Origin of the sequence: Mesorhizobium escarrei, assembly GCF_935825525.1 — a bacterium.
GTDB classification, from domain to species: domain Bacteria; phylum Pseudomonadota; class Alphaproteobacteria; order Rhizobiales; family Rhizobiaceae; genus Mesorhizobium; species Mesorhizobium escarrei.
In genome coordinates, this window is sequence record NZ_CAKXZT010000119.1 from 217,130 (window position 1) to 228,790 (window position 11,661).

The 11,661-nt window shown below is 63.1% G+C and carries 7 protein-coding genes; 6 read left to right on the forward strand and 1 reads right to left on the reverse strand.

Annotation, left to right across the window (positions count from 1 at the left end; genetic code table 11):
- The first annotated feature begins 25 nt into the window (after positions 1-25).
- The 6 genes from prmC (at position 26) to NMG80_RS12510 (ending at position 9,142) form a co-directional block, all read left to right on the forward strand.
- Positions 26-916 (forward strand): peptide chain release factor N(5)-glutamine methyltransferase, encoded by an 891-nt coding sequence (gene prmC / locus NMG80_RS12485; RefSeq protein WP_254018361.1) that lies wholly within the window; start codon positions 26-28, stop codon positions 914-916.
- Between the two features lie 303 nt (positions 917-1,219).
- The gene (locus NMG80_RS12490; protein WP_254018362.1) at positions 1,220-2,173 is read left to right on the forward strand and encodes a DUF4167 domain-containing protein; all 954 of its coding nucleotides are present in this window, start codon (positions 1,220-1,222) and stop codon (positions 2,171-2,173) included.
- A gap of 224 nt (positions 2,174-2,397) precedes the next feature.
- A complete protein-coding gene (clpB, locus tag NMG80_RS12495; protein WP_254018363.1) occupies positions 2,398-5,004 on the forward strand; it encodes an ATP-dependent chaperone ClpB in 2,607 nt (868 codons plus the stop codon).
- 43 nt (positions 5,005-5,047) lie between these two features.
- Positions 5,048-5,413: an MmcQ/YjbR family DNA-binding protein gene (locus NMG80_RS12500; RefSeq protein ID WP_254018364.1), complete on the forward strand. Its 366-nt coding sequence runs from the start codon at positions 5,048-5,050 to the stop codon at positions 5,411-5,413.
- A 249-nt stretch (positions 5,414-5,662) separates the two neighbouring features.
- A complete protein-coding gene (locus NMG80_RS12505) occupies positions 5,663-7,126 on the forward strand; it encodes a L,D-transpeptidase family protein (RefSeq protein ID WP_254018365.1) in 1,464 nt (487 codons plus the stop codon).
- Positions 7,127-7,576: 450 nt separating this feature from the next.
- Positions 7,577-9,142 (forward strand): MFS transporter, encoded by a 1,566-nt coding sequence (locus tag NMG80_RS12510; protein ID WP_254018366.1) that lies wholly within the window; start codon positions 7,577-7,579, stop codon positions 9,140-9,142.
- A gap of 25 nt (positions 9,143-9,167) precedes the next feature.
- Here NMG80_RS12510 and NMG80_RS12515 read toward each other — a convergent pair whose 3' ends face one another.
- Positions 9,168-11,129, reverse strand: a complete 1,962-nt coding sequence (locus tag NMG80_RS12515; RefSeq protein WP_254018367.1) for a M23 family metallopeptidase — start codon at positions 11,127-11,129, stop codon at positions 9,168-9,170.
- Positions 11,130-11,661: the final 532 nt, after the last annotated feature.

Genomic DNA, 11,661 nt, shown 5'->3' on the forward strand with positions numbered 1-11,661 from the left:
GTGGATTTGAGGTTCCTGAACGCTGATGCCAACAAATAGCAGGAACCTCAAATCCACCACACTAGGGCTGCTGCTGAAAGCGGCGCGGGCACGCCTTGCTGCGGCCGCAGTCGCCGACCCGGCGCTGGATGCAAGGCTGATCGTCGAACATCTTTCCGGCACGACCCCCACACAAGCCATCGCCGATCCCGAATGCAGTGTCGATGCCGCCGCGATTGCCGCGATCGATGCAGCCCTGAGACGGCGGGTTGCCGGTGAGCCGGTGCATCGCATCCTCGGCTATCGCGAATTCTACGGCTTGCGCCTGTCGCTGTCACCGGAAACGCTGGAGCCGCGACCGGACACCGAAACGCTGGTCGAAGCGGTGCTGCCCTTCGTGAAGGCGACAGCAGAGCGGCAAGGCCAATGCCGCATCCTCGATCTCGGCACCGGCACCGGCGCCATCGCGCTGGCGCTGCTCAGCGCCGTTCCGGCGGCGGTCGCCACCGGGGTCGATATTTCGCAAGGGGCGCTGGCGACCGCCATGCGCAACGCCAGGGAATTGGGGTTGGGCGACCGGTTCCAGGTGCTCGAATCCGACTGGTTCGAAAAAGTTTTTGGCCGATACCATGTAATTGCCGGTAACCCTCCCTATATAGCGTCCATAGACATTGAAAATCTGCAGGACGAAGTCCGCGATTTCGATCCACGCCAAGCCCTCGATGGTGGCGTGGACGGTCTGAGTTCCTACAGAATCATCGCCGCCGAGGCGGCAGGTTTTTTGGAAGCCGAGGGCAGGATTGCGGTCGAGATCGGCCACACCCAACGCAAAGAGGTCACGGGCATATTCTCCGCGGCCGGCTATATGCCGGCGGGGGTATTCCGCGACTTTGGCGGAAACGAGAGGGTTCTGATCTTTGAACTGACAAACCCGTGATGCAGTGCAAAAAACCGCTTGGCAATGCCGGGGAATGCGGCTAGGGTCGCCTTAACCGGATGAGACGAAGCAGGCAGTGCTCCTAGCGATTCGGTTTCCTTGGAAATAGCTGCCTTCTTGCGCAAACGACGCCCAAGCTTCGTGCGGGAAATCGTCCGGCAAGTGATGTAACCGGAACAGGATGACACGTGGCGCCAACGCAATCGATGCGGGCGAACGCCGGTGAAGAGACGAAACGGCTGGCTGCATGAGCGCCTCCGTTCGTGAAAAAGTTTTCGAAAATTTCAAAATGAAGAGAGTCGAATGAGGCCACAACAGCAGAACAGGCGCATGCGCGGTCGCAACAACAATGGCGGCGGCAATAACAACAACAATAACCGCAAGGGTCCAAATCCCCTGACGCGCAACTACGAGAGCAACGGTCCGGATGTGAAGATCCGCGGATCGGCTCAGCAGATCGCCGAAAAATACGCAACCCTTGCCCGTGACGCGCAAAGCTCCGGCGACCGGGTGATGGCGGAAAACTATCTCCAGCACGCCGAGCACTACAATCGCATCATCGCTGCCGCGCAGGCGCAGCTACCGATCCAGAGCGCTCAGCAGAATCGCGACGATTTCGACGATGACGGCGACGAAGATCGGGACGAGTTCGACAATGCCGGCAACAACAATGTCGGCGAGACTGCGGCTCCGGTGGTCAACCACGGTGCAGGCCCGCAGCCGGTCATCGACGGCACGCCGGCCGAATTGACGTTCAACCAGGAAAACGGCCGCGACAATCGTGATGCTAATGGGCGCGATGCCAGTGGGCGCGATGCCGGCGGGCGCGACAATGTCGGCCGCCATCGCGACCGTCGCCCCAGTGGCGGCTACGGCCAGAACGGCCAGCGCGGCGAATTTGGTGCGCGCGGCGAGCAGGGCGGACAGCGCGGCGATCAGAACCGGCGCAACGAGAGACCGGTTCAGAACGAAACGCCCGTGCAGGCGGAAGCTGTGTCTGCGATCGAGCCTGTTTCGGTGGCCGAACCCGCACCGCAGTTCGACAGCTTTTCGCCGGCGGCTCTGGCTGCCCAGGCCGAGATGAACGAAGCCGCTGCCGAAAGCGGCGCTGCCCGCCGCCCCAGGCGTCCGCGCCGTCCGCGCGTCAATGCTGATCAGGTGGATGGCGGTAACGACAATGCTGGCGGCGATAACGCAAATGCAACTCCGGCGGAAGACGCCGGTGGCGAGCCCGCCATCATCGACGTCAACAACTGATCGAGCAGGGCCTTCAGACATTCCTAGACGGCGGAGAGAAATCTCCGCCGTTTTTGCTTTGTGCGCCCGCGGAATATTATGAGTCCGCCGTCATCGGGACGTCTTGAGGGTCCGTAGCTTGCGCCCCATATCTCGCGTGAACAGGACCCGGCTCGAACGGGCGGGTCCGTCACCGCAATCTGATCCGGTGCCGCAAAGCGGGCCGGTGACGGAAGGAGACAGATATGAACCTTGAAAAATATTCCGAGCGCGTGCGCGGCTTCATCCAGTCGGCGCAGACCTTGGCTCTCTCGCGCAACCACCAGCAGTTCACCCCCGAACATATATTGAAAGTGCTCGTCGACGACGACGAGGGCCTGGCAGCGTCGTTGATCGAGCGCGCCGGCGGCAGCGTCCGCGACGTCAAGCTGGGCGTCGAGACGGCACTTGAGGCAATGCCCAAGGTGGAGGGCGGCAACGGCCAGCTCTATCTGGCGCAACCGCTGGCCAAAGTGTTCTCGACCGCCGAGGACCTGGCCAAGAAGGCCGGCGACAGCTTCGTCACGGTCGAGCGGCTGCTGACGGCGCTGGCGGTCGAGAAATCCGCCAAGACTGCCGACATCCTCACCAAGGCCGGCGTGACGCCACAGGCGCTGAACCAGGTGATCAACGACGTCCGCAAGGGTCGCACCGCCGATTCGGCGAGCGCCGAGCAGGGCTATGACGCGCTGAAGAAGTACGCGCGCGACCTCACCGCCGACGGTCGCGCCGGCAAGCTCGACCCGGTCATCGGCCGCGACGACGAGATCCGCCGCACCATCCAGGTGCTGTCGCGCCGCACCAAGAACAATCCGGTGCTGATCGGTGAACCCGGCGTCGGCAAGACGGCGATCGCCGAAGGGCTGGCGTTGCGCATCGTCAATGGCGACGTGCCGGAATCGCTCAAGGACAAGCAGTTGATGGCGCTCGATATGGGATCGCTGATCGCCGGCGCCAAATATCGCGGCGAATTCGAGGAGCGGCTGAAGGCGGTTCTTTCGGAAGTTACCGCTGCGGCTGGCGGCATCATCCTGTTCATCGATGAGATGCACACGCTGGTCGGCGCCGGCAAGGCGGATGGCGCCATGGATGCGTCGAACCTGTTGAAACCGGCACTGGCACGCGGCGAACTTCACTGCGTCGGCGCGACGACGCTCGACGAATACCGCAAGCATGTCGAGAAGGACGCAGCCCTTGCCCGCCGCTTCCAGCCGGTCTTCGTCAATGAGCCGACGGTGGAAGACACCGTCTCCATCCTGCGCGGCCTGAAGGAAAAGTACGAGCAGCACCACAAGGTGCGCATTTCGGATTCGGCGCTGGTCGCGGCAGCGTCGCTGTCCAACCGCTATATCGCCGACCGCTTCCTGCCGGACAAGGCGATCGACCTTGTAGACGAGGCCGCGTCGCGGCTCCGGATGCAGGTCGATTCGAAGCCCGAAGCGCTGGACGAGATCGACCGCCGCATCATGCAGCTCAAGATCGAGCGTGAGGCGCTGAAGGTCGAGAAGGACGACGCGTCGAAGGACCGGCTCGCCCGGCTCGAAAAGGATCTTTCCGACCTGGAAGAGGAATCGACCGAACTGACCTCGAAGTGGCAGGCCGAGAAGCAGAAGCTCGGGCTCGCCGCCGACCTGAAGAAACAGCTCGACGAGGCGCGCAACGAACTCGCCATCGCCCAGCGCAACGGTGAATTCCAGCGCGCCGGCGAGCTTGCCTATGGCAAGATTCCGGAGCTCGAAAAGAAGCTGACGCAGGCCGAGGCGCAAGACGGCAAGGTCGGCATGGTCGAAGAGGTGGTCACCCCCGATCACGTCGCCCACATCGTGTCGCGCTGGACCGGCATTCCGGTCGACAAGATGCTGCAAGGCGAGCGTGACAAGCTGCTGCGCATGGAAGACGAAATCGGCAAGCGTGTCGTCGGCCAGGGCGAGGCGGTGCAGGCCGTGTCGAAAGCCGTTCGCCGTGCCCGCGCCGGCCTGCAGGATCCGAACCGGCCGATCGGTTCGTTCATGTTCCTCGGACCGACGGGCGTCGGCAAGACCGAACTGACCAAGGCGCTTGCCAGCTTTCTGTTCGACGACGAGAGCGCCATGGTGCGCATCGACATGTCGGAATTCATGGAGAAGCACTCGGTCGCCCGGCTGATCGGCGCGCCTCCCGGCTATGTCGGCTATGAGGAGGGCGGTGCGCTGACCGAAGCGGTGCGACGCCGGCCCTACCAGGTCGTGCTGTTCGACGAGATCGAGAAAGCGCATCCGGACGTGTTCAACGTGCTGCTGCAGGTGCTCGATGACGGCCGCCTGACCGACGGGCAGGGCCGCACGGTCGATTTCCGCAACACGCTGATCATTATGACGTCGAACCTCGGCGCCGAATATCTGGTCAATCTCGGCGAGAACCAGGATGTCGATGTCGTGCGCGACGAGGTGATGAGTGTCGTCAGGGCGTCGTTCCGGCCGGAGTTCCTCAACCGCGTCGACGAGGTGATCCTGTTCCACCGGCTGCGTCGGCAGGATATGGGCCGCATCGTCGAGATCCAGCTCAAGCGGCTGGAAAGCCTGCTCGCAGATCGCAAGATCACGCTTTCGCTGGATCGGGAGGCGATCGACTGGCTGGCCGCCAAGGGCTATGATCCGGCCTATGGCGCGCGGCCGTTGAAGCGGGTGATGCAGAAGGACCTTCAGGATCCGCTGGCGGAGAAGATCCTGCTCGGCGACATCCTCGACAGTTCGACCGTCAAGGTCACCGCAGGTTCCGACCGGTTGAACTTCCGGTCGAAGCCGACGGTCGTGGCGACCGAGGCGGCGGCCTGATTTTCGAGGCCGCCACATAATTAAAACGTTAAACGGGGCGCAGATGACGTTGGACGACTACAACAGCTTCTGCGCCTCGCTGCCGTCGGCGACCCATGTCGTCCAGTGGGGCGGTGCTCATGTCTGGAAGGTCGGAGCCAAGGTCTTTGCGATCGGCGGTTGGAGCGAGGGCAAGGAGCCGTTCGTCACCTTCAAATGCTCCGACGTCGCTTATGACATCTTGAAGGAACAGCCGGGCCTTCGGCCCGCGCCCTATCTTGCCTCACGCGGCATGAAATGGATCCAGCGCCAGACAAGCCAAAGCATGGACGATGATGCGCTGAAGGACTATCTGCGCGAAAGCCACCGTCTCGTCGTGCTCAAGCTGACGAAGCAGGCGCGTAAGGAATTGGGATTCGCCACCAGCTAGCTATGTTGCTCTCACCGCCAGAAATCCGCCATCTTCATGCCCGGTTCATGTTGGAACCCTATGGTTGACGACTGATTTGCTGGCGAAGGGGTTCGCCTGCCGCACAGGCCCGAAAATCGAATTCGATTTTCGGAAAGCATGATGCGAGATTTTAAGTGTTGGAGCGTCACTGCGCGTCCGAAGGACGCGTGGCGCTCTAAAGAGACAACGCCGGGCGGCGGCAATTACGGACCGGAGAATTTGGCCAACATGTTCCGCACGACCTTCACCCTTTCGGCGCTCGCCGCCGGGCTGCTTTCTTCGGGCGTAATGGCGGCGCCGACGGAGGACATCGCGCCGCGATCTGCCCGAGCCGCGGATAGCCATGCTGTGCTGGTCGCCCAGAACGGCGATTTTGACGTCTACTACGACGCCAGAGGAAACCGCGTCGTCGTCGATACGGAAACCGGCCAGGTTCTTGCCATCCAGCCGCCGCAGACCAGGTTTGATCGCCGCGCACTCCGCCGCGAGCGCTTACGCAATCTCGGACCGGTCGAGGACGACCGCTATTATCTCGACGATCCGGAAGATATGGCGCGCTTGCGCCGCAGGCAATTGGAAGAGGAAGGCCTGATCGTCGTACCGCCGGTCGATGAATATGATCCGTACAGCGATCCGGTGGACGCTTTTCCCGAAGCACCGCTGGATGGCGGCAACTATGGCAACAATTATCCGGAAGCGCCGCAGCCGGTAAAGCCGCGCACCGTCAAGCGCCAGCCGCTCAACGAGGCTGCGATCGAACCGGTCGAGCCGACGGCGCCGGGCGACCAAGCGGCACTGCCGCCAAAGATCGACGGCAAGACTGCCGTTGATCCATCGCTTTCACTCGGTGCACGCCAGGAGGTCGCGGCGCTGCAAGTGCTGCTCGACCGCGCCGGCGCTTCGCCCGGCGTCGTCGACGGGCGCTTCGGCTCGAATGTCGACAAGGCGCTCGCCGCCTACAACGAGATCACCGGCAGCAATCTGCGGTCGACCGATGTGGTCGGCATCCAGGCGGCCCTTGAGCAATCCGGCGGCGATGCCTTCGCCTCCTACAACATCACGCCCGAGGATGCGGCCGGGCCCTATGTCGCCTCGGTGCCGGAAGACTACGGCCAGAAGGCGCAGCTCGAACGGCTGAGCTACACCTCAGTCACCGAAGCGCTGGCCGAGCGGTTCCACATGGACGAGAACTATCTGAAGGCGCTCAATCCGGAAGCCAATTTCAACCGTCCCGGCACGATCATCAAGGTCGCCAATTTCGGCAGGCTGGTGGCCACGCCGGTGGCACGCATCATCGCCGACAAGGGCAAGAAGCAGGTCCGCGCCTATGACGCGTCGGCCAAGTTAATCGCGGCCTATCCAGCCACCATCGGCTCGGCGGACACGCCTTCACCCACCGGCACGCATGCGGTGTCGCGGGTCGCTCTCGACCCGAACTACACCTACAATCCGAACATCAATTTCAAGCAGGGCGAAAACAACAAGATCCTGACCATCCCGCCGGGCCCGAACGGCCCCGTCGGCTCGGTCTGGATTGCGCTGGACAAGCCGACCTACGGCATTCACGGCACGCCTGACCCTTCCAAGATCGGCAAAACCGAAAGCCATGGCTGCGTGCGGCTGACCAATTGGGACGCGCGCGAACTGGCAAAAATCGTCTCGCCGGGCGTCATGGTGGAATTCATCGACTAATGCATGTCGCGCAAAAGTGTGCAACGGTTTTGCGATAGCGACATGCATCAAACGATAACCTAAAGCGCGTCGCATGAGGCTGGTCAAACGCGACGCGCTTTAAGCGCCGTATCCCAAATCCCTGCACACCCCTGGCTCCACTCCGGGGGCAGGCTTTTTGGCGACGTGCATTAATCAGCCGGTGATTTTCGCAAGCGAAGGAGCCGCGGGCCGACGGCATCGAAGTGCCGATCCTGTCCTGGTTTTAACGACAGCAGTCCTCTGGCCGGTTGTCGCCAGCGCATAGAAGGGCTAAGAGACCGTTTGGAAACTCTACTCTGGCGGCCATCTGATGGCGTTTTCTGCGCTTCCGGTGCTCACGGACCCAAATATCCACTGCGCCCCGGTTCTCGAAACCACCACCATATGACTCGCCAGAGCGAATTTCGAAACAGTCTCTAAGCAGGCTTCATGCGTTCTCCAAGCGAAGTCGGCGCCGACGCCGTCCCCCTGACCAGGCCGCTGCCGGCCGATACGTTTTGCCCGCAATCGCGGCGCAGGTTCGTGCTGATCGCGGCGATCCTGGCTTCCGCGCTCGGTTTCATCGACGGTTCGATCCTGGCCATCGCCACGCCGGCGATCCGCGTCGATCTTGGCGCCAGTTTCGCCGAGGCGCAGTGGATTTCAAACTCTTATGCGCTGACGCTTTCGGCACTCATTCTTGTTGGCGGCGCCGCCGGCGACCGTTTTGGCCTGCGGCATGCTTTCGTGGCAGGCATCGCGCTGTTCATTGCCGCCTCGCTTGCCTGCGCGGTGGCGCCGAACCCGCCAATGCTCATTGCATTTCGCGCCGTTCAGGGCATCGGTGCTGCCATCATGGTGCCAGGCAGCCTCGCCATTATCGCCAAGGCCTATCCGAAGAAGGAGCGCGGCAGGGCGATCGGCATCTGGGCGGCGGCCTCGGCACTGACGATGGCGCTTGGCCCGGTGCTGGGCGGCGTTGTCTTGTCGGCCTTCGGCGACGGCATCTGGCGGGTGATCTTCGCGGTCAATCTGCCGCTTGGTCTTGTCTCGATCTATCTTCTGCTCGCCAAGGTCCCGGCCGACGCACCGACCGAAAAGCGCAGCCTGGATCTCGGCGGCGCTGCACTCGCCACCTTGGCGTTCGGAGCGGTTGCCTACGGCTTGACTTCGATGGGCGCAGAGGGCGAGGGGCAAATGTCGGGCCCGAGCATTGCCGCCGGCGCGGTGCTGCTCATCATGTTCATTGTCTTCGAGCGCCGGCAGCGCGAACCGATGATCGATCTCTCGCTGTTTCGGGTCGGCGCCTTCGCCGGCGCCAATGTGGCGACCTTCTTCCTCTATTTCGCACTGTCGGCCAACCTGTTCTATCTGCCGATGCTGCTCATCGCCGGATGGGGGCTGAGCGCCGCCGAGGTCGGCTTCATCTTCCTGCCGCTGTCGGTCTTGATCGCGCTGTTGTCGGGGCCGGTCGGCCAGTGGTCCGACCGGATCGGTCCGCGTTTTCCGATCGCCAGCGGCAGTCTCGTCGTCGCTGTCGCCTTTGCCGGGCTTGCCTTGCTGGCCTATGCCGGCATCCACAGTTTCTGGTGGGGCGTGTTTCCGCTGATGGCGCTGATGGGGCTCGGCATGGCGCTGGTGGTGTCGCCGCTGTCGACGGCGGTGATGACGGCGGTCGAGGACAAGGATACCGGTGCTGCCTCGGGAATCAACAATGCCGTCTCGCGCATTGGCGGCCTGATCGCAGTGGCGGCGATGGGGTCACTGGCGGCCTGGGTCTATGCGGCAGCGCTGAACAGCGGTGCCGCATCCGGCATTCCGGGTTTCGGCGAACCGGCGCCGGCAGGCCCGGCACCGGATCTCGATGCAGCAAGGCTGGCCGCCAGCGACGCAGCGTTCGCAGCCGTCGCCTTGGTGACCGCGCTGCTTTGCCTGCTCTCGGCGATCGTGGCGTGGACAACTGTTTCCGGCGAGCGACTGCCATGGCCACGTGGATCTGAGGCTCCGCAGAACTGAGCAGCCCGCAAAGGGCCAACTCGGCTCAGCCTTCGATCTTGGCGCTCGCGACCTTCAGCGAATCATTGTCTTCCTGCTTGAGCAGATCATCGATGCGCCCGCGCTCGCGCTTGAAGGCGACGAGGTCGTCGCCCTTCAGCACCTTGCCGACCGGCAGGCGAACGCGCATCGGGTCGACCTTGGTGCCGTTGACGATCAGCTCGTAGTGGAGATGTGGACCGGTGGCGAGGCCGGTCTGGCCGAGAAAGCCGATGGTCTGGCCTTGGCGGACGCGCACGCCCGGCGCGATGCCTTTGGCAAAAGCGCTCTGGTGATTGTAGGAGGTCTCGTAGCCATTGGCATGACGGATGATGATCTGTTTGCCATAGCCGCCGGCCCAGCCGGCTTTCTCGACGACACCGTTGCCGGCGGCGATGATCGGCGTGCCGATGGCGGCTGACCAATCGACGCCGGTATGCATGCGCACATAGCCGAGGATCGGATGCCTGCGGGCACCGAAGCCGGAGCGGAATTTTCCTGCGGGCAGGGGATTGCGCAGCAGGAATTGCTGGGCGCTGCGGCCATCCTCGTCGAAATAGTCGGTGCTGCCGTCCTGCATCCGAAACCGGTAGAAATTGCGCGTCGTGCCGCCGAAGCTCGCCGAGACGTAGAGCAGCTCGGATTCGTCGGATGCCCGGTCGTCCCCGTCCGGCTGCGAGAACAGCACCTCGATGCGGTCCGACGGATTGAGCCGCGACTGGAAATCGACGCCGGACGCCAGGAGCTTGATCAGCCGCTTGGTCATCGCCTTGGACATGCCGTAGGAGTAGGCGGCGCGGTAGATGCCGTCATAGACGTTCGGCAGATTGCCGCGCACCACCACCGGCGGCGAATCATCGAACGCGGTCAGCAATTCGGGATTGGGCTCCGGCTCCTGCGCCGGCACATATTGGCCGTGATCATCGAGCGCGATGGTGACGATATGCTGGGCCCTGTCGTAGATGCCGGTGCGAACGACCTTGGCGGCGTCGCCATGGATCTCGAGGCCGACGCGCAGCACGGTTCCCGCCTTGAGCGCTGTCGCATTCAGCAATTTGGCGATCGCCTCGGCCATGCCGGTGGCGTCCTCGCCGGTATAGCCCGAATCGGCGAAGGCCTCGACGATGTTGCGGTCCCTGGTGAAGGGGATGATCTCCTCGGCGAAGGCCGGCGCCTGATCGTCGGGGGCAGCACGCGGCGACACCGAGACGTTTTCCGGAACGATCCTGACGTCGTAGGAGCCGGCCATGCTCTCGGCGAATGCATCGCCGAAGCGCTGCGGGTCGACATAATGCAGCGACGCGACCTGCACGGCGCCGTCGCTCAGACCCGTGCCGGCCTCGCGCACCACCTTTTCCACCTCGTCGGCGGACAAGTCACTCTTTTCGTCGAACGCTGCCGTCTCGATCGGGAAATCGACCGTCTTCAGGCTCAGCTCGCTTTCGACCTTGGCGCCATAGATCTGGCCGGCGGCGGCGGTCGCCGGCTGACCGGCATTGCCGTCGCGGTCGTCGCCAAACACCTGCATCGGATTGAAAGGCGGATAGGCACGGCTGGTCGTGTGCCCGGCGGCAAGCGCCATCTTGATCTGCACGAAAGGCATGGTGTGGATGACATCGCGGTCGCCGACCTTGGTCACCATCGGCACTTCCATGCGCCGGCGGTCCTTGGCCCTGGCGATCTGGCGCGGCGCCACCAGCCTGGTGGTCTTGGCGATCTCGCCGGAATCGTCGCCTCTTGCAAGGCTGATCAGTTCGGCGATCTCGGGCGGCGTCGCCAATTGCTGACGGCCGTCGAGGGCTGCGAACAGCGCCACGCCCATCAGCACGCTCGACGTCACGCCAGTAAGAAAAGTGCCCGACAGCCAGCGCGCCGAAACCTCGCGCCGGTCGGGCGGGCCACTGCGACCGTCCGCAATCAGCGGCGGCTCGTTGCCGAGTTCGGCTATGACATTTTCCGTATCTGGCATCCAGAAAGGCTGCTTCTTCCCCGGGCGGGACGGCTTGTCGCTTTTGTTGTGGTCATGACATTTGCCTGTCACGGCGGGCGAAGTCAACGAAGCGCCTGGCTTCGGCCGAGATCCCCAGTCATACTTCTCTCTTAGTGGCCCTCTTACAGTCTCTTATAAGGCGCCGCGCCGGTGGTGCATGCAGCCGGCTTCGTGGCCTTGGTGTCAAACCGCAATGCGGCGGCAATAGGGCTCCGTGGTGGTGGTCGGCTTTGTTATCCCCATGCCGCCGCGGAAGTCGGCTACCGAAAATCGGCGCCGCAATCTTTCGTCGCAAAAAATTCAAAAAAGACCGAAATCGTTGTTGACACTTTGAACGCGCGACGACTATATACGCCTCACCAACGAGGGCGGTGCGCCGCTGGCGACGAAGAAGTTCGCTTCTAGATCTGCCCTCTGCGAAATTCAAGAGAGCCGCGTGAGCGACACTCGAACGGCCCCGAAGCCAAAAGCGTACGGGCCACGACAGCGCGTCTGCGATGTCTGTTCTTTG